22 protein-coding genes and 2 pseudogenes are annotated in these 22672 nt (G+C 60.5%); 8 read left to right on the top strand and 16 right to left on the bottom strand.

Annotated elements, in window-relative coordinates; genetic code table 11:
* A partial coding sequence (locus tag F3H98_RS32585) for a hypothetical protein (protein ID WP_425294869.1) occupies positions 1-307 on the top strand: 307 nt, incomplete at its 5' end.
* On the opposite strand, the pseudogene F3H98_RS24645 reads toward F3H98_RS32585, so the two are convergent.
* A pseudogene (locus F3H98_RS24645) lies at positions 303-1259 on the bottom strand (L,D-transpeptidase family protein); the annotation flags it as partial. The gene F3H98_RS32585 and the pseudogene F3H98_RS24645 sit on opposite strands and share 5 nt — an antisense overlap.
* Positions 1260-1418: 159 nt before the next feature.
* On the opposite strand from F3H98_RS24645, the pseudogene F3H98_RS32580 reads away from it, so the two are divergent.
* Positions 1419-1487, top strand: a pseudogene (locus F3H98_RS32580) (hypothetical protein); the annotation flags it as partial.
* A gap of 16 nt (positions 1488-1503) precedes the next feature.
* The gene (locus F3H98_RS31890; protein ID WP_244621875.1) at positions 1504-1713 is read left to right on the top strand and encodes a hypothetical protein; all 210 of its coding nucleotides are present in this window, start codon (positions 1504-1506) and stop codon (positions 1711-1713) included.
* Positions 1714-1736: 23 nt separating this feature from the next.
* Here F3H98_RS31890 and F3H98_RS24635 read toward each other — a convergent pair whose 3' ends face one another.
* Entirely contained in the window at positions 1737-2129 is a 393-nt protein-coding gene (locus F3H98_RS24635) for a hypothetical protein (RefSeq protein ID WP_244621874.1), read from the bottom strand.
* A 479-nt stretch (positions 2130-2608) separates the two neighbouring features.
* Positions 2609-2782: a hypothetical protein gene (locus F3H98_RS31275; RefSeq protein ID WP_188130548.1), complete on the bottom strand. Its 174-nt coding sequence runs from the start codon at positions 2780-2782 to the stop codon at positions 2609-2611.
* Positions 2783-2880: 98 nt separating this feature from the next.
* Between F3H98_RS31275 and F3H98_RS32325 the strand changes: the two genes are divergently transcribed.
* Both F3H98_RS32325 and F3H98_RS31270 read left to right on the top strand, forming a co-directional pair.
* Entirely contained in the window at positions 2881-3006 is a 126-nt protein-coding gene (locus tag F3H98_RS32325; protein ID WP_280178025.1) for a hypothetical protein, read from the top strand.
* Positions 3007-3693: 687 nt separating this feature from the next.
* Entirely contained in the window at positions 3694-3858 is a 165-nt protein-coding gene (locus F3H98_RS31270) for a hypothetical protein (protein WP_188130547.1), read from the top strand.
* A gap of 714 nt (positions 3859-4572) precedes the next feature.
* Here F3H98_RS31270 and F3H98_RS31265 read toward each other — a convergent pair.
* Positions 4573-4908, bottom strand: coding sequence for a hypothetical protein (locus F3H98_RS31265; RefSeq protein ID WP_188130546.1), 336 nt, complete (start codon positions 4906-4908; stop codon positions 4573-4575).
* A gap of 61 nt (positions 4909-4969) precedes the next feature.
* Between F3H98_RS31265 and F3H98_RS24620 the strand changes: the two genes are divergently transcribed.
* Positions 4970-5512, top strand: a complete 543-nt coding sequence (locus F3H98_RS24620) for a hypothetical protein (protein WP_149762974.1) — start codon at positions 4970-4972, stop codon at positions 5510-5512.
* 93 nt (positions 5513-5605) lie between these two features.
* On the opposite strand, the gene F3H98_RS24615 is transcribed toward F3H98_RS24620, so the two are convergent.
* Positions 5606-6409 (bottom strand): SapC family protein, encoded by an 804-nt coding sequence (locus F3H98_RS24615; RefSeq protein ID WP_149762973.1) that lies wholly within the window; start codon positions 6407-6409, stop codon positions 5606-5608.
* Between the two features lie 153 nt (positions 6410-6562).
* Positions 6563-7093: a hypothetical protein gene (locus tag F3H98_RS24610; RefSeq protein WP_149762972.1), complete on the bottom strand. Its 531-nt coding sequence runs from the start codon at positions 7091-7093 to the stop codon at positions 6563-6565.
* A gap of 68 nt (positions 7094-7161) precedes the next feature.
* On the opposite strand from F3H98_RS24610, the gene F3H98_RS24605 reads away from it, so the two are divergent.
* Positions 7162-7587, top strand: coding sequence for a hypothetical protein (locus F3H98_RS24605; protein WP_244621873.1), 426 nt, complete (start codon positions 7162-7164; stop codon positions 7585-7587).
* A 226-nt stretch (positions 7588-7813) separates the two neighbouring features.
* Here F3H98_RS24605 and F3H98_RS24600 read toward each other — a convergent pair whose 3' ends face one another.
* From F3H98_RS24600 to melA (F3H98_RS24560), 9 genes are all read right to left on the bottom strand, one after another.
* On the bottom strand, positions 7814-8710 hold the full coding sequence (locus F3H98_RS24600; protein ID WP_149762971.1) for an alpha/beta hydrolase: 897 nt from the start codon (positions 8708-8710) through the stop codon (positions 7814-7816).
* Positions 8711-8901: 191 nt separating this feature from the next.
* Entirely contained in the window at positions 8902-9432 is a 531-nt protein-coding gene (locus tag F3H98_RS24595) for a hypothetical protein (RefSeq protein WP_149762970.1), read from the bottom strand.
* A gap of 83 nt (positions 9433-9515) precedes the next feature.
* Positions 9516-9752 carry a hypothetical protein gene (locus F3H98_RS24590; protein ID WP_149762969.1) on the bottom strand — a complete coding sequence of 79 codons (237 nt, stop codon included), beginning with the start codon at positions 9750-9752 and terminating at the stop codon, positions 9516-9518.
* A 377-nt stretch (positions 9753-10129) separates the two neighbouring features.
* Entirely contained in the window at positions 10130-11503 is a 1374-nt protein-coding gene (gene melA / locus F3H98_RS24585; RefSeq protein WP_149762968.1) for an alpha-glucosidase/alpha-galactosidase, read from the bottom strand.
* A gap of 21 nt (positions 11504-11524) precedes the next feature.
* On the bottom strand, positions 11525-13189 hold the full coding sequence (locus tag F3H98_RS24580) for an ABC transporter ATP-binding protein (protein WP_149762967.1): 1665 nt from the start codon (positions 13187-13189) through the stop codon (positions 11525-11527).
* A 10-nt stretch (positions 13190-13199) separates the two neighbouring features.
* Positions 13200-14381 carry an ABC transporter permease gene (locus tag F3H98_RS24575; RefSeq protein ID WP_149762966.1) on the bottom strand — a complete coding sequence of 394 codons (1182 nt, stop codon included), beginning with the start codon at positions 14379-14381 and terminating at the stop codon, positions 13200-13202.
* A 1-nt stretch (position 14382) separates the two neighbouring features.
* On the bottom strand, positions 14383-15390 hold the full coding sequence (locus F3H98_RS24570; RefSeq protein ID WP_149762965.1) for an ABC transporter permease: 1008 nt from the start codon (positions 15388-15390) through the stop codon (positions 14383-14385).
* 115 nt (positions 15391-15505) lie between these two features.
* Positions 15506-17593 (bottom strand): ABC transporter substrate-binding protein, encoded by a 2088-nt coding sequence (locus F3H98_RS24565; RefSeq protein ID WP_149762988.1) that lies wholly within the window; start codon positions 17591-17593, stop codon positions 15506-15508.
* 108 nt (positions 17594-17701) lie between these two features.
* Positions 17702-19162 carry an alpha-glucosidase/alpha-galactosidase gene (gene melA / locus F3H98_RS24560; protein WP_149762964.1) on the bottom strand — a complete coding sequence of 487 codons (1461 nt, stop codon included), beginning with the start codon at positions 19160-19162 and terminating at the stop codon, positions 17702-17704.
* A gap of 233 nt (positions 19163-19395) precedes the next feature.
* Between melA (F3H98_RS24560) and F3H98_RS24555 the strand changes: the two genes are divergently transcribed.
* Entirely contained in the window at positions 19396-20229 is an 834-nt protein-coding gene (locus tag F3H98_RS24555; protein ID WP_149762987.1) for an AraC family transcriptional regulator, read from the top strand.
* A gap of 400 nt (positions 20230-20629) precedes the next feature.
* Here F3H98_RS24555 and F3H98_RS24550 read toward each other — a convergent pair whose 3' ends face one another.
* A complete protein-coding gene (locus tag F3H98_RS24550) occupies positions 20630-22663 on the bottom strand; it encodes an aldo/keto reductase (RefSeq protein WP_149762963.1) in 2034 nt (677 codons plus the stop codon).
* Positions 22664-22672 lie beyond the last annotated feature (9 nt).

Below are 22672 nucleotides of genomic sequence, written 5' to 3'. Positions count from 1 at the left end.
GCCAGATTTCTTTGCGACCAACGATCGCCCGGCCTATGAACGTGAGAGCCTCCTCGCCCATGGCAACGCAGTAGCGCGTTGCCCAACCATCCCCCTCCACGGCTTAGAGAAACCGATCGGCTATGTGCACGACGATCGTGCCGGGACTTTCGCCTCCATCATACTGCACACGCTGACGTTGGAAACGAGGATCGGGCTGGTCGTTCCGGCAAGACAGGCGATATGGCGCCGGTCGCCTGCAGCGTCGGCCACGGCCATGCGGGCCAAATCGATGCGACCCATCCACGTGGTCACGCTCACGGCATAGCTGGCGGCTCGAGCGGTACGCGTTCACCGCGGGCGCGCTTGCGGGTCCAGTCCGAGACCAACGCCGCTTCCTTGGGACCACCGATCGTCGCCTTCGGCTGAGGCGTGCTCGACCCGACGGCGGTCGAAAAGGCCGCGTCGTAAGTCTTTTGGTAGCTCTCGTAGGCAATCTTCAGCGAATTGGGCTGCGTCGTGAGGGGACATGCGCCAGTCGAGGTGAAGGTAACGCCGGCGCCGGCCGTCTGGTTGAAGACGTAGCGCTTCTCGCAGACATCGACCTTTGGCGGCACCTTTGTGATCTCGAAATGATCGTAGCCTTCCTTCAGCATGCTCCAGAACTCGTAGTTCGGGTCGTTGCGATAGCGCGCCATGTTGGCCGCAGTCATGCGGAAGGGAAACGCCTCGATCTGGAATTCCCTCTGGCCGCCGCGAAAGGCGTCGCGCCCGAAGGCGTAGATCTGCTCGATCTGCTTGTCGGTCATCGAATAGCAGCCTGAGGAGGAGCAGGCTCCATGAACCATGAGGTTCGACCCTGTGCGGCCTTGTGCACGGTCGTACGCGTTGGGGTAGCCGATGTTAAACGCCAGATGATAGTTCGACCATTGGTTCATTTGCGCGGGCCGGACCGTATAGAACCCTTCCGGCGCCTGGCGGTCGCCCTCGGTGAATTTCGGCCCAAGCTTGCCCGACCACTTGCAGATGTCATACTCGGTGATGAGGTCGTAGCGCCCGCTTTTCGTCTGCTTCCAGATCTCGAGCTTGCCCTCTTCCTTGAAGATGCGCGCCATGACGGGCGAGGAGCGGGTCATCCCTTTCGTCTTCATCTCGGCGAGGATCTTTTGAGGCAGCGCCTTTTCCGCGTTGGGATTCACCCTGCGCGATGTCATATCCGTGCAGCCGGCCAAGGCAATGGCTGCAACCAACAAGCTGGCACGTGCAACATTGGCTAGCATGGAAATACGCGTCATCTGTTCGTGGCTAAGCCAGTGTCCGTTGATGATGACTGCAGGCTAATTTCGTTAACCTTGAAAATCTGTTACCGCAAGCGGCCAATTCGTCACTCACGTCGTTTCCTTGAATGAAAAGGCACGGGTTCTTGCGGCGAAGCTCACATTTCCGCCGCGGTAGGACCTCGCGGAAATCAACAGCCCGACGGCCTCACTGTAGATAGCGTCGGGAATGTCTGGTGCGCACTCTATGGCGGCAGCAAAGTCGTATGCATTGATCTATTTGCCGACCACTTTCGTTTCAAGCCTCTGCTTTGGCGGACCAGAACTGAACGTTGTATGTTACGACCGGTTGGAACAGCAGCACAACGGAAGCGGCAAGGGAAAAGATCTCGGCGGTGCGGTTTTCATGCGGCCGGTCGACACTCCTGGCCTGCCGGAGCCCGTCATCACGCTTTAGGGTACGAAGTTCATCTCAACAACTCAGTCGAAGCGATGGAGCCTCAGAACAGGAAAATCGTCGTCGATGTCGAAGGGTTTGCACTCATAGACGGGGCATGACTTTCGATCAGCGGACGGAATAAACACAGTTTCCGCCCGCTCGCTCTGCCTGCAAAAGCGATCGTCAAGCACATAGCGGCCGAATAGCTGGAGGGATGGATTGCGCGTCGAACGATAACGCATGATCGCCGCGCCATCTTGACGGATAGTACCCCTGACCTCGTCGCAACTCATGCTGGTCGAATTGTAGCGCGTGATTGCGTGTGCCGGCATTGCCGAGAGAAACACCGTTGCCGCGAGCAGTAATCTCATCATCACCAACCTCCCTTTTCGGACGGCGTGATTAAAAACGAGCGGCGCTGAAAACTGTTTCATGGCCAAACAATTATTCCGCGTTCGTCTCATGTTCGCTGCCGGTCCGGCGAACAGCTTGCTTCGCCAAACAAGCCTACCTGCCTTTGGCCCTCAGATGCGGATCGGCGGGGCCTCTGCGTGGCCTCTGCGTGGCCTCTGGGCGTAGCTCAGTTCCACCCGCGTGCCGCAGACATCGCATCCAAGCCTGTGGATGAGAATGCCCGGAATCGGCTGCGGCAATTCCCGATAAATGCGCCGGCCCGGAAACCCGACGAGCCGAGTAACCGACTCGCCGGGCGTTGCCGCGCCGGCGGGGGGCCTTGGGCTAAAGGCAACGGCAACGGGGCCGAGCTTGCGTCATGCCTGGCGGGTTGCCCATCCGGCCTTTCGCGAAATCTCTTACGCCTTTCAGTCAGGGGCTCGCCAGCGCACGCCGGGCGCTTGGCCGGCATCTATCCTAAGCCGCGACGAACGCGCGCTGGTGAGCCGAGAAGCGCCGGCTATGCCGCCTCTGACGCAGGCAGCGGCACGATCTTGCTGGCGCAGGAGGTCCAGTCGGCAAAGATCAGCCGCGCCTTCTTCAGAGCCTTGCGCCGCCGATAGGCCGCCTCGGTGGCGTGCTTGGTGCCGCTATGGCCGTGAGCCTGCTCGATAATCGCGGCAGCAGGTGACACATGGCGGCCGAGGCTGTCCGCGTCACGCCTTCAGGCGCGGCGCGGACCTGGCGATTGCCACCGCCGGCCGCAATTCGGAGGAAAGAATCTAATTTCTAATGGCCCTCTTTGCTATCGCCAGCGCCGCCACCAGCGGTTCCACCATTCGTACCGCCGCCACCGTTACCGCCGCCATCGCCACCGCCACCGCCACCGCCGTTCGGTTGGCCATCACTGCCGGTTGATGTCGAGACCACCACGCCATTGCTGTGTGTAGTATGCGATGTCGTATCCTTAAGTGTTCCGCTGCCCTTGGAACTTTGGACGTTCAGAGTAGCACCGCCACCCGTCGTCGTGGTCTGCGCCAGCGTTGGGCTGGCGAGGATCATGGTGAAAAGAGCGGTCGAAAGAACGCGTTTTATGTTCGATTACTCCATCGGGTTCCGACAAACCTCGATATCACTCGTCTCTCGAACGGCTTGCTTATGACTGAAGGTGCGCCTGTTAGCGATCCCCCGATGTGAAGCGGTTCACCAATTGACCGATATTTCCTTATGCCGGCTCCTGAGGGCCGACGAGGGTCATTTGCGGCTTCACCCAATGCTTGCCGCACACGCTCCGGGAAAAGCGCCACCGCGCCTTGACCCCTTCGCGGACTTCATAGGCTTGGGGAAACCGCGCTTCTGTTTCCTGAACATTTCGGCGCCGTGACCGGGCAACCGTGCCAGCCGCGACGAATGCGCGGTGGTGGGCTTGCAGGTGGCTTGTCGCCGCCTTCGAATCGAGACATTGCTGAACCCGGTGCGGCGATCCCTTTTGCTTTTGAGGAGGTCGCCATGACGGGCGCATGAAAACTCGCCGACTATCCAGCCCGCAAAATTATCGTCGCATGCGACCGCTGCGGGTGGCGCAAGCAATACGACAAGGCCGGGATGATCATTGCGGGCTGCGCTGACCGTTCGCTGACGCTCCTCCTCGATGCAATCGCTCGAAAGCAAGGCTGCAAGCTCGTCGACGAGCCCGGCCCGCTGGCATTCGACCGTTGCAAGGCGCCCTACGGCGAACTCGCCAATCTGCTGAGGGCGAAACGCCAGTAGATCAGCAATGTGTCGCGTGCAACAATTGGGACATCTCCCGTGGGAGTGACATTTGCGTTGTAAACGCGAGGTTGGCTCAACCCGCCTCTATCCATCCGCTCGTCTATGAGGGTTTCCAGGGTCCATTTCATGATAAGGTCTTTGCTGCACTACCCGAGTGAGGAAGGCCTTTCGAATGATAGCGATACCTCCGCCAAATCCAGTCACCCGCAGGCTTTACGAAGCTATGCAGTCTGCCGAACAGAACAAGAGGCTTGATTTTTCAGGACGGATGTACGGAGCAGTTGCTGATTGGATATGGATTGCTCAAACGCACCCAAGCCCTGAGAACCTCGTACGTTTGCGTCGGGAGCATCTCCCGCCTGATGAGGGGCTAGCTGAAACGTTCGATGTCCTAATACATTCGAGTGACACATACATCTCGATTTATAGGCCGTATTTCAAGAACGGACAACTTAGGCTTGACGTAGAATCAGGCATCGCAATGGGCACCTTTACTGACGATCATTTCTTCAGCACTCTTTACTGGTCACTGGTCAACTCAGAACGTAGGCGGAAATACCCGAATCCGGCGGACGAGCCACCACCACGTCCCTGTTGAACAGCGCAAAGCGAACCGCGGCTTCATGAAGTGCGAGTGATCGAGCAGTTCCTCACCATCGTGCAAGGCGTTGTCGAGGTCCAGTTTTGCGGTGGTCGCTTAGTGCGCCATCGTTACTGGCGTTGATGGTGACCATCAGCATGAACTGACAGGCGATGAGGATTGTCGGTATCGAATACTTGGCGGCGATCGACATGATGACGTTTGTCGCGACGCGCGGCCGGGGCTTCCCAATCGCATGGCTTGGAAGCCGCCTGAAATGCCAGCGATGCGGTAGTGACCGGGTCCGCATTCTCTTGGACTTCCCGGCGCAACCGACATTGAACGCTCAAGCCGCCAGCGATGACTACCGCACCGGCACAATGGAGTAATTCAAGAATGCTGGCCGGGCTGAGGCTGAAAAGAACCTCCCCTAGAGTGTGTTGCTGATGAGCATCGGAACGCTGCACGAACAGCTCGCCTTTATGAGTTGATCTATTCGTTTTCCTGTCACCATCGGGATTGTGCGTCTTGCGGTTTTCCCGGCCCTTGGAGGTTCGCCTCAAGTCGCCAGAGAAATTCGGCGGATCGCTCGACCTCCGGCTAACAATCTGGTTTGATGACTTTAGCATCCTGTGGGGGGAGCAATGGGGACAGGTTTTTGCCTGGCAACGCTTTGCGTGTGCCATTTTTCATTTCGTGCCTTCGCTGAAATACCGCGACTGGTTCCGTCGTTTCGCACCAAGGGACCGGGGTGCGCCAGCCATGGTTGAGACACTGAGGGGCCAGGAAGGCCCGCTACGGCGATTGGATGAATTCACCACCACCGCCCGGCAGCTCATTCGCATCCGGGCAATTCTGTGGCGCGAGGCAGGTCTCGGCAACAGTTGGTGGGTGCCGAAGGAATGGCATCCCAATCCCGCCTGGGTCGCGGTTATCGACCTCTGTCGCATCCAAGGCATGGGCGAGACCAGCCGCAGGGTGGTCAAGCGCTGGCTTGAGGCCAACAAAATGCGCATGGATGGCGCCGGCCAACGATCGCAACGACCAGACATGGAGAGTCGAGATTCCTGAAGTGCGGTACGGCATCCGGACCGCGTCGGCCCCAATCCGGCCACGGTGCTGACCACATCGGCGCCTCACAGCAGCGTCGGTCGAATGCCTGGCCTAGTTTCTTACCTGCGCCTGATGCGCCAGTGCGTTCCAACTGTTGGAAGAAGCAAGATGGCAGTAGATCATCGCCAGCGCACCGGATGTCCTGAGATCCAGAAAGTTACTGTCGCCCAAGGCATTGAGCGCGGATTCGTCCACCACCTGAAAGTCCGACAGGTTGAGCACTTCGCCGCTATCGAGCGTCACCGTGCTGCGCCGTGCGGAGAAAAGACCAAGCGCGTCTATACGTTCGATCATTGCCCGCGTCGCCGCAAACCCGAGCTGGAACTGTTTGCAGAATTCGAGCGCCTTGCGTGTCGCGTCGGCGGGCTCGCTGCCCTTGAACAGCGGCACGGACACGGCCTCGCCGTCGGCCGGCGGTGTCGCCGGGGTCTCGATGAGGCGGTCGCTCCCGCGATCGACGCAGAGTGTCAGCCGACCGGTCTGCTCAGCGTCCTCGGCCATCACGAAGGGGTAGCGGCGGACATAGGCCGGAACGTAGTGCGGCGCGCTCCAGGAGCCGTCCGGCTCGACGAAGAGGTTCTCATCCTGGCGCAACCCGGTGACGACCACCGGCATCTTTTCCGGGCCAATGAAGACGATCGGATAGGAGCGCATCGCTGCCGGCATTTCCGACGCCACGATGGGGATGGCATAGGCGGAAGCGGCGAAGCGAAAGTCGGATTTGAGGACTAGGCTCAGCGTGCCGTGCCGTTTGGGGTTCAGGGCCTCCGGCGCTGTGTAGAAAATTGGCAATTGCGGCGATGGCGCGCCGGCCGTGTCGCCGTTCCTTGCCGTATTTCTGTTATTGTCGGCCATTCTGCCACTTCCATCTGGCGCTTGTTTAGTTTCCGCCGTCTTCCAGAGCACAGCCCGGATATCAGAGCCTGTTCGGTCTTTTCCCGGCCGCCGCTGGCTTAGCCGTCCCAGCACCGCTCCGGAAAGCGCCCGCCGGCGCGCCATTTGTATGGACTACTCGAAAGAATTTGCCGAGTAGTATTGATCCTGGGGGGTGTAGACGACGTTTGGCAGGCGTCGTTCGCCGGTTGTCAACCATCCTGACATCAGCGTCGAGCTTTGATCGACCGCGTAGGTGTCGTCGTACCCGAGCAGGTGACCGAATTCGTGCATCACGACGGTCAGCAGGTCGTACTGGCCGGCCGGCGCCTGCGTGCCGTCGGAGATCAGTCGTGTGTCGCCGACGCGGTTAGCAAACTCGTCGTCGGTGAGCGGCGTTGCATCGACATACCAGCCATGGCCGGCGCCGTCGTCGTTAATCCGGATATGCGAGCCGCCCTCCTGCCCGAGATAGCTGCCGCCGAGGTCGGCGATCTCGAAGGTCGCCGAATTGAGAACCGCGCGCTGCTCGTCGGTCAGGCCAGTGGCCGCCCAGCGATCAATCGCTGCGGCGACGATTGAGTCCAGCGTGTCCCCGGTCAGCACTTCACCCCACAAATCCTCACCTTGCGCTTCCACGCCACCCGGCGCCGCGAGCAGCGGCACCGGAGGTTCTGGCACGTCATTTATGTTGAGGAAGCCCGCTGAGCCGCCAGCGGAATGGTCCGCTGTAAATGTCTCGGCGCCGTTCGTGGCGGGATTTCGCCCAGCCAGATATGCGGCGACGGCGGCATCGTCGGCAGCAGCACCGCCGTAATCCGACAAAAAGTCTCTCGCTCGACGGAAAACATTTCGAGAATTGCCTGTTCGATCGTTGTCGGCGCGACTATGCGGGCGATATCCCTCCGACGCTGACGGGTTGTTCATTCGAGAACTGCGAGTTCTCCTTCTCGGGCAAAGCTGCCTATACGCTCGCCTTTCTGAGCGGCATGCACAGCGGCGGTTTTTCCGCGATCGTCGAGGAGACATTTCAAAAAGTTCGGGACGGCGCATACATTAACGTGCCAGTTCAGAACACAGGTCCACGAGCGACCCTGCCGCCGGCTGATGCACATCCGTTGTCCTTCAGGGTTCCGAGAATCGTCAAGATTCCGAAATGAAAGCCGGTCATCCGGCCGCCGAGCGCAGCCAGCCCGGAATTGTCCGGCGCGCGTGCCCGTCCGTCTTCCACGGTAACGTGTCGCACGAGGACGCGCTTCGTGCCGCCCGTGCGAAGCCGCCTTACCAGTGCCCCCGGCGAGCGGTAGCTGGCCGCAGTCCCGCGAACCGAGCACCAACCTCCCCTGCGCCGCGCCAAGGGCCGCAACTTCGAATACCTCGGAAACATCATCCAGTTGATGTGTGGTGGCGTATGAAGGCCCCGGCAGCACCTAATGCAAGTCGACCGGGTTCCAAATGGGCGTTCCACAAGGGCCAGGCGTGGATCATCCGGGGCCAGATCTCCAGCGTGACTGCCACGTCGTCCGCTCCCGCAACAGCCGCAAAGCGCGTTGCATCGGCAAGCAAGGTCTCGGCTGAGCCAACTTGGATGAGCATCGGCGGCAAACCCTTCAAATCGGCGTAGAGCGGCGAAACACGCGGGTCCTTTCTGTCGATCGTGGTAGGCAGATAGGCGTCGGCAAGTTCGGCCAGATAGGCTTTGCGAATGAGCGGATCGTCCGCCTCCTTGCTATCGAGCGTTGTGCCCGAAAGGGTCAAGTCAGTCCAGGGGGAGACCAGCCAGACACAAGCCGGCAATGCTGCCGCCATACCTCGCAATGCCGTCAGTAGCGCGACCGTGAGCCCGCCACCGGCGCTGTCGCCGCCGACTGCAACATTTGCCGCCACAAAGCCCTGTTTCAACAGGAAGCGCCAGGCGGTGACGGCATCTTCCGACGCTGCCGGAAAAGGGTTCTCAGGCGCCAAACGATAGGCGACGGCGAAAGTTCGCACACCGGCCGCCCGGCCAGCCTCGGTCACCAAACGACGGTGACTGAGTATGGACCCCGAGCAATAGCCACCGCCATGAAAGTACATGAGGACGCGAGACGGGTCGCTTCCGGGAGCGATCGACCACTCGGCTTCCAAACGCCCCTCCAGCACCACCCGCTCAAGCTTGATGTCGTCGGCGACGCGCCAGACCGACCCCACCTCATCAATGCGCTGCCGTCGTGCCTCCCATCCGATGGGACGGGGCTTGGAGCCGAGCAAGGCTCGAATGGCAACGATTTCATGATCATCCATTGCCTTCGACCTCCGCAGCGCGAAATGACAGGCTGATCTCAAGGCGTCCTACCGGAAACGCACACGTTTCTTGCTGCCAGGTCAACTGGGTGGCCGATCAAGCATCCCTCGGCGATCACCCTGCGAGCTTGCAAGCTCTCCAGCCTGACCTTCACATTGTCCGATGGCTCACGATGGAAGCTTGGCATCGGCTACGGATTGAGCTTCGCAATCAGGTTTCTTAGACCGGCGCTGGAAGCTTGAAGCGCGGTTTGGCTTTGCTGGATTTCCATAAGGAACGCCGCCTGCTGATCCGGGCTCAGTCGGCAGTACATGAGCAGGTCACCCGACCAGTACCTGTGGACCTCGTCAGCCAACAACTTGCTTACAATGCCATCGGCATGTGCCCTGACCTCGGCGGACTGCATCGACGTCCTGATGTCTCCTATCTGCGCACTTAGCTTCAGAATCAGAGGTGTAAGCTGAGAGGCCTGCCAACTTGCCAATCTCACCGCTTCGGTTTGTCCCCCGGCCGAACACGGATCGTGCTCAAGTGCATGAAGGATGTCGTGTTTGGCAACAATGACTTGCGCAAGATTCTGATCCATCGCATCGAACGTGTCGGCGAACCTTTTCTTCGTTTCTGGATCGGAAAGGGCGCCGACGATGCCCAGGATTTCATTGAACAGGGCAGTCAGGTCCTGAAAGACACTGGAGTTTTTCTCAACGGCGGTGGATGTCATTGCTTCGGGCCTAGGGGGTTCTGTCCCTTGGGATCGAGCATGCGTAGCCGCAGCAAGGTACATGGCTGCGCAGGTCCAAAGGATCAGTCCTCGCGGACGCATCGCCGCTCCCTCCAGGCCGTCGATGGTCCGCAGGTTAGCAAATCAAGCGACGACGAACTATTGGAAGTTGGTGAGAATGGACGATCGCCGATGGCGACCGCACCAAGTTCGCCCGGTCCTCGACGCTCCGGCAGTTGTTTCACCGCTTCGCAGCCCATGGCACACCTCAGCTTCGGGTTGGAGAGCATGCTGCCGACGGGGCGAATGTATTCGTTCATGTGCCTTGCCTCTGGCGCACGAGGCGATCGCGTGGATGAAAACGAGCGGCGCGTTTGATTGGTCCGGTCCACGACGTCGATGCCGTAGGGTGCGCTTAGCCACTGGCTAAGGTCACTGAAGGACGCCGCGTCCGCGAGTTATATCAAAGCCTAAAAGACGGCGCTGGACAGTTGGACATAGGTGCGTGAGGCTCGCTTCCCCTCATACCAGAAAATTCGCGAACAGGCCCACATCCAGGTCGAGACGCGTTTGTCCGGGAAGCCGCTCAACAACCACCCATCACCAACTTGCTCCCGCCGTTAGGCAATTCGCGTTGCGGTTTGGAATTGGGTGTATCCTGCGACGCTCTGACCGCATCGCTGGGCTTGGTGGCAGTTCAGGCCGCGCGCACCTTCTTGGCTGACCTTGCCCAAGCTGGAATCCACTTGTCATGCGCGGCGAGTAAGTCGTCGACAAGGTTCCAGATCTGGTCGAGGTCAAGCTCGGCAGCGGTGTGCGGATCCATCATTGCGGCGTGGTAGATATGTTCGCGGTTTTCCGTCATCAGAGCGGCGACGGTGAGTTCCTGCACGTTGATGTTGGTGCGGATGAGGGTCGTCAACTGCGGCGGCAGCGCGCCAATATAGGTCGGCTGGATTCCGGACGCATCGACCAGGCACGGCATTTCGGCGGCACAGTTTTCCGGCAGCGAGGTGATGCAGCCATTGTTGCGGACGTTGCCGTAGATGACCGAGGGCTCACCGGTCCACACCGAGTTCATGATCGACGAGGCGTATTCCTTGCTTTCCTGCACTTCGATCGTCTCAGCCTTGCGGTAGCTGTCGGCGATGCTCTTCCAGCGCGCCACCTGCTCGACGCAGCGCTGCGGATATTCGTCGAGCGGAATGCCGAATTTCTCGATCAGGTCGGGGCGGCCCTCCTTGATGAAGTAGGGCGTATATTCGGCGAAATGCTCCGAGCTTTCGGTGACGAAGTAGCCGAGCCGCTTCAGCATTTCGTAACGCACCTTGTTGGGGCAGCGCGGGTTCCAGTGGCTGGGCTTCGGAAAACGCCCTTCGCGATAGCCGCGCAAGAGATCCGGATAGAGGTCGCGGTAGCTGCCATCTGGCTGCCGGTGCTCGAACTTCAGATAGAAGGCCATGTGGTTGATGCCGGCCGCGCGGTAGCGGATCTCATCGACCGGAATGTCGAGGTCGCGCGCCAGTTCATAGGCGGTGCCCTGCACCGAATGGCAAAGGCCCACCTGCTTGATGGCCGGATACTTTTCTGAGATTGCCCAGGTGTTGATGGCCATGGGGTTGACATATTGCAGCAGGATCGCATCAGGGCAAAGCTCCAGCATGTCCTCGCACACCGACCACAGGTGCGGCACGGTGCGCAGGCCGCGCATGATGCCGCCGACGCCGAGCGTATCGGCGATGGTCTGGCGCAGGCCGTATTTTTTCGGCACCTCGAAGTCGGTGACCGTGCAGGGCTCGTATCCGCCGATCTGGAAGGCGACGACAACGAAATCGGCGCCTTCCAGCGCTTTCTTCTGATCGGAATAGGTCTCGACCTTGGCCGACGCGCCGAGCGTCCTGGCCAGCTTGCCTGCGACGATCTCGCTTTCCTCCAACCGCTCAGGGTTTATGTCCATGAGCGCAATCGTGGCGCCCGACAGCGCGGGCCGCTGCAATACATCGCCAATGATGTTCTTCATGAACACAGTCGAACCGGCGCCGACAAATGTGATCTTGGGTTGCTTAGCCATGAGAGAAGCCTTTTTTCCTAGTTATGCTGCGACCTGGAAGGCGGCCCTCACGAGCCGTTGCGTGTATTCGGTTTTGGGTTTCGAAAGGACTTCGCTGACCGGGCCCTGTTCGACGATGTTGCCGTGCTGCATGACCATGACGCGGTGGCACAGCGCTCGCACCACTTTGAGGTCGTGCGAGATGAACAGGTAGCTCAATCCCCTTTCGTCCTGGAGGCGGCGCAGAAGATCGATTATCTGCGCCTGAATGGAGAGATCGAGCGCCGATGTAGGTTCGTCGAGCAGAATGAATTCCGGCTCGAGGGCGATAGCGCGCGCAATTGCAATGCGCTGGCGCTGGCCGCCGGAGAATTCATGCGGAAAGCGCGAAAGGATGTTCTCTGGCATGCCAGCCGAAACCAGTGCCTCCTTGATCCTGTCTTGGCGTTCGCCCTTGGTTGTGCCAAGCCCGTTGACGACGAGACCCTCCCCGATGATCTGGCCAATCGACATTCGCGGATTGAGCGATGAGAAAGGATCTTGGAACACGATCTGCATGCGCGCGCGCAGCGGCCGCATCTCGCTACGGGTCTTGTTCTGGATTGGCTCGCCATCGAAGCTGACTTCGCCTTTCCTGGTGTTGATGAGTCGCAGTAGCGCCTGTCCGAATGTCGTCTTGCCGGAGCCGGATTCGCCCACAAGGCCCAACGTCTCATGCTTGCGCAGATGAATGTCGAGGTCGTTGACCGCGACCAACTCATGCATCTCTGGGTTGAAGAATCCGCCCTTCTTCAGCGTGAAGGAAACGCGCACGCCCCTACCCTCCAGAATGACGGGAGACTTGGCCGGCAGCGGATTGGCGCTGCCGCGCGGTTCGGAAGCGAGCAGCCGCTGGGTGTAGGGGTGCTTAGGCTCCTTGAAGAGCGCCTCGGTCGTGTTGTGCTCGCGCACCACGCCGTGCTGCATGACATAGACGTAGTCGGAGAACTGCCGGACCACGGTGAGGTCATGGGTAATCAAGATCACCGCCATGCCGAGCCGTTGCTGAAGCTCGCGGATGAGGTTCAGGATTTGCGCCTGGACCGTGACGTCCAGCGCAGTGGTCGGCTCGTCTGCGATCAGCACATCAGGGCTGTTGGCCAGCGCCATGGCAATCATCACGCGCTGGCGCTGGCCGCCGGACAGCTGGTGCGGATATTGCCGTAGCCGCGATTCTGGATCTGGAATGTGCACCTGTTTGAGCAGCTCGAGCGCGCGCGCCTCGGCATCGCGGCGCTTCACCCTCTTGTGTGCGCGGATCGCTTCGACAATCTGGCTGCCGACCATGTAGATGGGATTGAGGGAGCTCATTGGCTCTTGGAAGATCATCGATATCCGGTCGCCGCGCAGCGACCGCCGTTCGCGCGTCGAGAATTTCAGCACATCGCGCCCGTTGTAGGCGATGCTCGCCCGATCACTGACGGTGGCGCGTTTGGTCAGCAGCCCCATGATGGTGCGCGCCGTCACCGACTTGCCCGATCCGGACTCACCGACGATGGCGACGGTTTCGCCGCGGTGAAGTTGGAACGACACGCCTTTCACGGCCTCAACAGTGCCATCCTCCACCTTGAAGCTAACCGCCACGTTGCGCGCATCGATCACCGGCCGACCGGGTTTCTGCTTTCGGTCCAGACGTTCGGTGGGTACAATGACATGCTCTTCGGCCATCTCGCCCTCCTCAATACGGATCGATTGCATCGCGCAGGCCGTCGCCCAGCGCGTTGAAGGCGAAAACCGTGACCAAAACCGCGCCGACCGGCGCAAGGATCCACGGATAAGAACCGATGACCGAATAGGTCGCGGTGTCCTGCAGCATCAGCCCCCAGGAGATGAGCGGCGGCTTGACGGCGAAGCCGAGGAAGCCAAGAAAGGACTCCAGCAGGACAACGCTTGGGATTGCCAACGTGACGGCGACGATGACATGGCTCATGACGTTGGGCAGGATGTGCTGGAAGATGATGCGGCGGTCGGTTGCGCCGATAGCAACAGCGGCTCGCACATAATCGATGCGGGCGAGCGCCAGTGTCTTGCCGCGCACTTCGCGCGACAGCTGCGCCCAGCCCAGCGCCGACATCACAAAGATGACGAAGGCGAGAAAGACGTTGGTCGGCGCGGTGACCGGGATGAGCGAGGTTAGCGCCAGATAGAGCGGCAGTTGCGGGAAAGCCAGAATCAGGTCGACAAACCATTGCATCCAGGCGTCGAAGCGGCCGCCAAAATATCCCGACACCATGCCGACTGTCGTTCCAACGACGGTGATGATGGCGACCACGGTCAGAGCGATCATCAACGAGATGCGCGCGCCGTAAAAGATACGCGAGAGAATGTCGCGGCCGAATTTGTCTGTGCCGAGCAGGTGCACCGGGCTGCCATCGACCGCGCCGAAGAAATGTCGATCCGCCGGAATGAATCCAAGCAGGAAGTAGGGCGCGCCCTTGGCGAAGAACCCCAGCCATTGCGGGTTGTCATAATCGGGACCGACAATCGGCTGGAAGGTGATCGGATCGAGTTCCTCGCCCTCGCCCAACTTGTAGGTGCGCGGCGCAAAACTGAAATTGCCTTCCTTGTCGCGGAAGCTGATTGCCTGCGGCGGCGCAAAGGCGATGTCCGTCAACTTGGGATCGACGGGCGACAGGAAGTCGGCAAAGACCGCCATCAGAAGCAGGCCGACAACCAGCACCAGGCCGAGCATGCCCGTCCACGATTTGCGCAGCCGGCGCCACACCAGCGCCGGGTAGCTTTCGCCGTGACCCGTCCTTGGCGGCACGGTCGCGGCCGATTTTGGCTCAAGCGGCGGCGTCAGCGGTTCGTGATGCGTCGGCTCCGACGTCAAGGGGAGTTCTGCGGCAGTGAGGCGCATCTCAGTCTCCTCCCCCGATACGCACGCGCGGATCGACCAGCACAAGCAGCATGTCGGCGATAATGTTGCCGAGGATCAGGGTCGCGGCGAGCACCATCATGAAGGTTGCAGTGACATAAACGTCGCCCACCTGCATGGAGCCGACGATGGCTGGTCCGACGGTGGCGAGGCCGAATATGATGGCGACCTCGATCTCGCCCGTCAGCATGTAAGGCAGGGCGACGCCCTGATACATGATGAGTGGATGCATCGCGTTGGGAACCGCGTGACGCATGATGACTTGGCTTTCGCTGAGCCCCTTGGCGCGGGCGGTTTCGACATATTGGGCATTCAGCGTGTCGAGCAGGTTTCCCCGCATGACCCGCATGTTGTAGGCAAGCCCGCCGAATACGGCGATTGCGATGACTGGCCACACATGGCTGAGCAGGTCGACGAATTTCGCCCACGACCACTGCGCGCCGCCGTAGCGGGAGGAGAAGAAGTTGTTGATGTCGGACACGCTGAAGTGGAAGACCAGGACGTAGACCATGATCAGCGCCATCAGGAAGCGCGGCACGGTCATGCCGAGGAACGCCACGGACGACAACGTCGTGTCGATCCAGGAATACTGTCGCGTGGCCGCAAGGATGCCGAAGCCGATGCCGATGGCCGAGGCTAGGAAGTGGCACACCAGCGCCAGAATCAGTGTGCGCGGCAGGCGCTCGGCCACGACCTCCCCGACCGGCTTGTTGTAGAAAAGGCTGTGGCCGAAATCGCCGCGTGTGACGATGCCGGTTATCCAGTTTGCATATTGCAAGGGCAGCGGCTTATCGAGGCCGTTGGCGACGCGATAAGCTTGTGCTTGTGCTTCGGCCTCCTCGTAGGAAGCGCCGCCCTGGTTGATCGCCTGCGAACGGATGTAGTCGGCGTAGTCACCGGGCGGCGCCTGAATGATGGTGAAGGTGACGAGGCTGAGGACGAACAGCAGCGGGATCGCAGAGGCGACGCGCATGGCGAGGAATTTCAGCATTGCCGTGTGCTCCCAGCTGAACGTTGCTGTCGATGGAGTTTAGACCGGCTCGACCGGCGGTATCTCTCCAACGGCCGCCCTTGCGGGCAGACCGAGGGGAAGGAAACGATACGCCTCAGCTTGCGGGGCCTTCACCCACCCCGGGCTTGCCTGGCAGGGTTTCTTTGAAGAGCTCGAAGTCTGCCCGCTTGTCCTCGGGCACGAAGACGCGTTCACGAATGATGGTGTCTTCCGCCCAGTTGAACATGAAGATCGGCGCGCCCACCGGAATGTTGGCGAAGCGCTTGTTGATGATGAGGGCGCCGGGATATTCGGTCAGGCCAATCGTATCAAGGTTGGTCGTGGCGATCTTCTGATACTGCTTCATCAGCTCCGCCCGTTCGGTGTCGTCGCTGCTGGCAATGAACTTGTTGACCGTTTCGACCAGGTCCTGTTCGAACGGCATCAGGTCCAACTGGCCGCCCTCCGGGGCGCGGTGATGGTCGCTGGTGCGCGGACCGGTCGCGGCGAGCTCGGGCGTATCCTGCACCACCGAAGCACGCTCGGCTTCGTTGCGCATGACCATCCAGTCGTACCGGCCGGCGTACCGGTTGGCATCGAACTGCTTGCCGTCGAGCGCGTTCAGCACCACGCGGATGCCGAGCTTTTCCATCTGGCCTATGACCCCTTCGGCCAGACTCTTGTCGGTGGTGTAGTCCGAGTTGTCGAGCAGCACGACCTCGAGGTCTCGGCCGCCGTGCCTGTCGGCGGGGAAGTTCACGAAGCCATTGCCGTCCGTGTCCTTGAGGCCGACCTTTTCCAGCAACGCCTTGGCGCCGTCGAGGTCGAAAGGATAGTACATCGTCGATGCGCGGTCATAGAAGCTGGTCGCCGACGACAATCCACCTGGGTAAATCGCTGTGAACGGGCCCTTTACAAGCGACTCGCCCAGCGCCTTGCGATCCAGCGCCATAGTCACCGCCTTGCGGAAATCCAGATCGCGGTTCAGCTCGCGCAGCGCCTGTCCACGCTCGTCCGGCTCGCCCCAGCCATTCCCGGAGAAATTGAGGTAGAGGTTGTAGCCGATGACACGCGGGCCAAAGGCAAGGCGCGCCGGCGCGTTCGGATCGGCGGCCCGCTTGAGGGCCTCGACGAAGTTTTCCGGCTGCTCCAGGTTGGAGAAGTCGGCCGAGCCGGCGATCGTCTGCACGTCGCGGTCCGCCCATGTAGACAGCTTGTAATGCAGCTCGTCTAGGTAAGGCAGCTGGTTGCCGGCCTCGTCCACTTTCCAATAATAGGGATTGCGGCGCAGCACGATGATATCGTCGGGGCGGTAGGCGACAGGCACCCAGGCGCCCATGACCGGCATGTTCATGAAGTCGGCAGGCCAGCCGTTCTTGTACTGGTCGTAGGTCATATCCTTATTGTACTTGGGGTGCTTGGTCTTCAGGATATGCGATGGGCCAGGACAGAACGTGCCGTAGGCCATGGCGTAAAGGTGCTGGCGTGGAAAGGACTCGCTGAAGGTCCACTCGATCGTGTACGCGTCGATCGCCTTCAGCGTTGTGCCTGTGCCGAAGGTTTCCGGTGACGCGGCGTTGAGCGGGGTTACGTTCGGATCGAGGACGTTGTCCTGCCAATAGAACATGATATCCTCGGAATCGTAGGGGTCGCCGTCGGACCATTTCGCCCCCTCGATAAGCTTCATCGTCAAAACCTTGCCGTCGTCGGACCATGACCAGCTCTTGGCAAGGTTCGGCAGCGGCTCCATGTCCTGGGCCTCGATTTGGAACAGTGGCGCGGTGCGCGTTAGGCATTCCGACATGCCGATGTCGATGCCGCCCCAGCCTTGGGTTTGGCCGGCCGAATAATTCCAGCCTTCCGGCCGGCCGCCGATGACGTGGCGCATGACATCGCCATAGGTGCCTATGCCGTCGGGCGCATTGCCGGCCTTGAATACCAGCGGCTCCTTAGGCAGGCGCTCCGCCAAAGGCGGCAGCTTGCCCGTCTTAACGAACTTTTCGGTAACCCAGGTCGGCTCCTTGTATTCCGGCAGCGACTTGAACTCTTCGATCGAATCGCGCGGCACATAGGCTGCCTTGCCCTGCGCGGGGAACTCCGGCTGCTGCGGCACCTCCACCGGCTCGGAGGCGACGGCATAGGTCGCAAGGGTCGACACGCCAAGAAGCAAGAACGCAGTCCTGCGCAGGCCAAATTTGATCATCATCGACTTCTCTCCCTTTAAGCGCCAGTGGTTCCTGGCGTTCCTCGATACAGCCGTTCAGCCGGCCTTTGACTTCACGCCCCACGGGCGATCTGCAATGAGCGCCGCCTATTCGGCTGCCTGGACCTTGTCGGCGCGCAACTGTTCAATCGTGCGCACCTGTCGGCGCGCCACCCCCTGCCAGTCGCGGGTCTTCACGGTTGCCTTGGCGAGCCGCTCCCTGGCGTGAGGCACGGCATCGGCATATTGCGGCAGCCATTCGGCCTGGGCGACGACCATCTCGTCGACCATCTGCCACACTTCCTCGGGCGTGCAGATCGCACCTACCAGCGGGTCGTGCAGCACAGCCAGCTTCAGCAGGTCGATGTCTCCCGACACAGCGGCGTGCACCGACATGCGCTGCACATTGATCGATGCCATGCAGGTAGCCGCGCAGGCCTCCGGCAACGTTATCCCAGCGACCATGTTGATGCCGAAGCGGTCGACGAAGCCAGGCGACTCGATGATCGCGTCAGCGGGCAGGTTGACGATGGCACCGTCGTTCCTCACGTTGAAGTGACCACGATAGACGCGGCCGGTCTCAAGCGCCTCCAGAATGTGGCTGGCATGCTCGTTGGACCGCTTTTGCACGTCAATCGGCTTGCCTGCCTGCTCTAGCAGCGCGGGAAACTCCGTTTCGAACCAATTGCGGTTTTCAGTCGAGTAGCGGAGGTAGCCGCCGGTCTCGCCATGGATCCAGTCCGACATGTCGATCCATTTGGTGATCTCGTCGGGCCGCTTGCGATACCAAGGCAGGTATTCCGACAGATGTCCGTTGCTTTCTGTCGAATAGACGCCGAAACGCTTCAGCACATCGATGCGCAGCTTTTCTTGCTGCGAGAAGACGGGATGCGCCTCGAAGGCGGCAACCAGCTCCTGTTTGCCGATCTTGCGGCCGTTCAGCCGCACGTCGACGAACCAGGTCTGGTGGTTGATGCCCGAGCAGATGAAATCGAGCTCGCCTTCCTTTGCGCCGAGGATCTCGCCAATCTGCTCGCCGCCATGTTGCACTCCGTGACAGAGCCCGACGGTATCCACCTTGCCATATTCGATTGCGGCCCACGTGTTCATCGCCATGGGGTTGGCGTAGTTGAGGAACTTCGCGCCCGGCGCTGCGGCCTCGCGGATGTCCTTGCAGAAGTCGAGGATGACCGGAATGTTGCGCTGGCCGTAGAGGATGCCGCCGGCGCAGATTGTGTCGCCCACACATTGATCGACGCCATATTTGAGCGGAATGCGGATGTCGTCGGCATATGCCTCCAACCCACCGACGCGAACGCAGTTCATGATGTAGCGTGCCCCCTCGATCGCCCTGCGGCGGTCGGTGGTCGCAGTCACCCTTGTCGGCAGCTTGTTTGACTCGACGATTTTGTCGAGGATCGCCTTGATCATCTGCAGGTTCTGCTCGCTGATGTCGGTCAGCGCGACTTCGATGTCCTGCAATTCCGGCGCGCACAGAATGTCTGTGAACAGCTTCTTGGTGAAACCGATACTGCCCGCACCGATGATGGCGATCTTCAACTTGCTCATTTTCATCCTCCCGGCAAGCTGCCGGCTTCCAGCCACTAGGTAAAATTGACGCAGAATCGGCGCACGCATGCGCTGATGGGCTTTTTCCTCCCTTTCGAGCGTCACCAACTTTGGGCCGTGCGTATTCTTCTCTTTCATCGGATTATGCGCATAATGCTGGCGGGGGCCTAGAGGTCGATTGTGCTATCGCGGGTAAATTTGTGCTCAGCCACCTGATCGAATCCGGGCCGACGATGAAGAGTGTCTCGCTGCCACGCGGACGCCAGCGCCTGCACACGATGCCGACCAGCACCGGTTATGAGATTCGAACCGACAGCAGCTACAGTTGGGATGGCCGGAAACGTGGCCAGTCCAGCTTCACGGTGCTGCAGCATACCATCGCGGGAGCCGGCAATCTGCGCTACGAAAACCGGACCTATCGTGTGCGTCCCGGCGAGACGTTGCTGCTTGTTATCCCGCACAACCATCGCTACTGGTTGGAGGATGGCGGGCGATGGGAGTTCTTCTGGATATCGATGCATGGCGAGGAGGCGCTGCGAATCCAGCAGGACATTCTGAACGTCACCGGACCTCTCTTCAAATTGAATCCGGAAACCATCGACCGCCTCGCAGACTGCACTCTGCGTCTGATCGAGGGCGGCGCCGATCGTCCCGGCAGCGCCTCTTCGATCGCCTATGAAGCCGCGATGGTGCTCTATGACGATGTCTTCGGCTCGCACCCCGTGGCAAGCAAGGAGAGCCGGGCCATGCAGCATGTGATCGATCACATTGCTGCCAATCTCGACAAACCGCTGCCGGTTGAGGAACTGGCTCAGGTCTCCGGCATGAGCCGAGCCCATTTTTCGCGCGTGTTTGCCGCCAGCGAAGGAATGCCGCCGGCGGAGTTCGTGGTCCAGAAGCGGTTGCTGCGGGCAGTCAAGCTGTTGGCCAAGAACACCGTGCCAGTAAAGGAAATCTCGATCCTGTGCGGCTTTCCAGATCCGAATTATTTCGCCAAGGTGTTCCGCCGGGTCTATGGCGCGAGCCCGACGGAATATCGCACCAGCGGCATGTACTTGAGTGTGTGAGGATGCCGCGATTTTGGAAAGCTACTTCCCCCTGGCTGCGAACGCGGCGTTTCGGACTGGAGCGGCACGTCGAAGGAGCCCGTCGGGTCAGGTTACAAAGCCCTCGGTCCGGGCCAAGCTTGTAGCGCCAGATCGGATTTTCGCTCGTGTGGGGGAACGTCGTGGTGACGAGGTCGCCGTCGCCAATCTCATCGTCGAGCGCACCCATGGATCTCGAGGTACGGAAGGGGCCAACTCGAGACTTTCACAGGTAGGGTCAGCAATGACCGCCTTGGGTCAGATCACGTCGATGCATCCCTCCACCAAGGGCGGGTGACCATGCTGGAAGTCTTGGTTGCGCCATTTGAAGACATCTGAGGCCGGTTTTGTCGACCGTTGCGAAGTCCCAGAATAACGTTAATCAGGATGGACCACCTTTAGCCCCTTCCAACCACTCCAGATCGTTTTTTGAGAGCGAGATGTCGAGCGCCGAAAGACTGTCCCACAATTCGGCGAGCGTGCGCGGGCCAATCAACGGAACGGAGGGAAAGGGCTGCGCCAGGACGTAAGCGAGCGCAATGTGAATCGGGCTCTTGCCCAGACGGTTCGCGAGCTCGATTGCTCGGTCACGGCGTCGGAAATTTCGGTCCGAATACCAGACGCGGACGAGTTCGTCGTCGTCAAGCTTGTTACGTCCGGCGCGATCTGTGAAGAAACCGCGCCCTTGGCTCGACCAAGCGAAATTTGGCATCTGCCGAGCGACAAGCCATGGTTTCCAGTCGTCGCTCGAGGCCGTGACACAGCCGGGCCAGATCGGCGTCAGCATCTCGGCCAGCGAGAAATGGTTGGACAGCGTACCGGGCCTTTGCTTGCCGGTCCTGTCGGCATAGGCGATCGCTTCGTCCATGCGCTCGCGCGTCCAATTGGAGCCGCCGAACGGCCCGCGAATGCGCCCGGCCTTCGCCTCCCGATCCATCGCATCGACGAATTCTCCGACCGGCACGTCGAGATTGTCGCGATGCATGAAATAGACATCGACATGGTCCGTCTGCAGCCGTTCGAGCGACTGCGTCAGTTGCTTGCCGATAACGTCGGGATAGCAGAGCGGCGTGTGAGCGCCCTTGCCGATGATGACCGATTGCTCGCGCACGCCGCGGTTCGCCAGCCATTCACCGAGCAGCGTTTCGGTGTAGCCGCCACCGCCATAGATGTAGGCCGTATCGAACAGGTTGCCGCCGGCCTCGAAGAATGCATCGAGCAGGATTGACCCGGAAGAGAAGGTACGGAAATCTTCGAAGCCAAGGGCGAGCAAGGATACCTCCCGCAGCAGTCCCGGGATCTTGCGCTTGCCGATCGCCGTGCCGCCTCGCCGCAGCGGACGGCCGGAAATCGTGTTCACGCGTTTTGCGGCGTTCTCGATGCCGTATTCGAGACCAACTGCGGCGCGCCATTTGTCGAGCACGCGCAAGGTGCCGAGGCTGTCGGCCCAGTCCATGCCCGGCCACACGAGTTCTTGCCTGCCTGAGAGGATAGCTTCGCCGGCGGCATCGACCTCGAAGGAATAGAGATGGCGTGTTTCGTTCACGCTGATCGTCTCGCACTTCCCGTCGAGATGCATCACGTCGATCTTGCCTGGCCCGACGTCGCGGTTGCCGCCGGCAAACCAGAAGTCTGGCACCTCGATCTGCCCTTTCGTGCCGAGAATGCGCAGAATATTGTCCTGGTTGAGCGAAATGCTGCAAGACACCTCGGCGACAATACCGCCAGCAAACCGCAGCAACGCCGAGGCCCATTCATCGACCCCGGATTGGCCCAGATGCGCGACGCCAAATACCTTGTCTGGCTCGGCGAACGGCTTTCCCACCGCAGCGCCGGCGATCAAGCGGGCCATCGAAACCGGATAGCCGCCGACGTCAAGTATCCCACCGCCGGCCATGTCATTCGCGTAGAGCCGATGCTCCGGCATGAAGCCCGGCATGGCAAAGCCGAAGCTCGACTTGATCATGCGGACTTCGCCGATGACGCCTGATTTGATCAGGTCCGCCAGCTTCAGCGTCTGCGGGTGGAGCCGGTACATGAAGGCTTCGCCGAGGAACGTGCCGGCCTTGCGCGCCGCATGGATCATCGCGTCGGCTTCGAATGCGGTGAGCGCAAGGGGCTTCTCGCAAAGCACATGCTTGCCCGCCTCTGCCGCCTTGATCGCCCACTCGGCATGGCTCGGATGCGGCGTCGAAATGTAGATTGCGTCGATTTCCGGATCGACAAGCAGCGCGTCATATCCATCGAGGATGCGGGCGCCGGCAAAGCTTTCGGCGAGGCAGGGCTTGCCCGGATTGCGCGCGCCAATGGCGGCAAGGATGCCGGTCCGTGATTGGGCAAGCCCGCCAGCAAAGGATTTCGCGATACTGCCAGGCCCGAGGATTCCCCAGCGGATTTTTTTCGACGATGCGTTCATTTCAGGTCT

The organism is Neomesorhizobium albiziae (assembly GCF_900114255.1).
Lineage (GTDB): Bacteria > Pseudomonadota > Alphaproteobacteria > Rhizobiales > Rhizobiaceae > Neomesorhizobium > Neomesorhizobium albiziae.
Note: the sequence above shows the minus strand (reverse complement) of the source record. Positions and strands in the feature narration are given on the sequence as shown.

What these genes read in the sequence shown, in the direction of transcription:
- F3H98_RS31890 (WP_244621875.1), top strand. Translation starts at nt 1,504, where the DNA reads ATGGCGGCAGCAAAGTCGTATGCATTGATCTATTTGCCGACCACTTTC.
- F3H98_RS24635 (WP_244621874.1), bottom strand. Translation starts at nt 2,129, where the DNA reads ATGAAACAGTTTTCAGCGCCGCTCGTTTTTAATCACGCCGTCCGAAAA.
- F3H98_RS32325 (WP_280178025.1), top strand. Translation starts at nt 2,881, where the DNA reads ATGGCCCTCTTTGCTATCGCCAGCGCCGCCACCAGCGGTTCCACCATT.
- F3H98_RS31270 (WP_188130547.1), top strand. Translation starts at nt 3,694, where the DNA reads ATGATCATTGCGGGCTGCGCTGACCGTTCGCTGACGCTCCTCCTCGAT.
- F3H98_RS24615 (WP_149762973.1), bottom strand. Translation starts at nt 6,409, where the DNA reads ATGGCCGACAATAACAGAAATACGGCAAGGAACGGCGACACGGCCGGC.
- F3H98_RS24605 (WP_244621873.1), top strand. Translation starts at nt 7,162, where the DNA reads ATGTCTCGGCGCCGTTCGTGGCGGGATTTCGCCCAGCCAGATATGCGG.
- F3H98_RS24600 (WP_149762971.1), bottom strand. Translation starts at nt 8,710, where the DNA reads ATGGATGATCATGAAATCGTTGCCATTCGAGCCTTGCTCGGCTCCAAG.
- F3H98_RS24595 (WP_149762970.1), bottom strand. Translation starts at nt 9,432, where the DNA reads ATGACATCCACCGCCGTTGAGAAAAACTCCAGTGTCTTTCAGGACCTG.
- F3H98_RS24590 (WP_149762969.1), bottom strand. Translation starts at nt 9,752, where the DNA reads ATGAACGAATACATTCGCCCCGTCGGCAGCATGCTCTCCAACCCGAAG.
- melA (WP_149762968.1), bottom strand. Translation starts at nt 11,503, where the DNA reads ATGGCTAAGCAACCCAAGATCACATTTGTCGGCGCCGGTTCGACTGTG.
- F3H98_RS24580 (WP_149762967.1), bottom strand. Translation starts at nt 13,189, where the DNA reads ATGGCCGAAGAGCATGTCATTGTACCCACCGAACGTCTGGACCGAAAG.
- F3H98_RS24575 (WP_149762966.1), bottom strand. Translation starts at nt 14,381, where the DNA reads ATGCGCCTCACTGCCGCAGAACTCCCCTTGACGTCGGAGCCGACGCAT.
- F3H98_RS24570 (WP_149762965.1), bottom strand. Translation starts at nt 15,390, where the DNA reads ATGCTGAAATTCCTCGCCATGCGCGTCGCCTCTGCGATCCCGCTGCTG.
- F3H98_RS24565 (WP_149762988.1), bottom strand. Translation starts at nt 17,593, where the DNA reads ATGATCAAATTTGGCCTGCGCAGGACTGCGTTCTTGCTTCTTGGCGTG.
- melA (WP_149762964.1), bottom strand. Translation starts at nt 19,162, where the DNA reads ATGAGCAAGTTGAAGATCGCCATCATCGGTGCGGGCAGTATCGGTTTC.
- F3H98_RS24555 (WP_149762987.1), top strand. Translation starts at nt 19,396, where the DNA reads ATGAAGAGTGTCTCGCTGCCACGCGGACGCCAGCGCCTGCACACGATG.
- F3H98_RS24550 (WP_149762963.1), bottom strand. Translation starts at nt 22,663, where the DNA reads ATGAACGCATCGTCGAAAAAAATCCGCTGGGGAATCCTCGGGCCTGGC.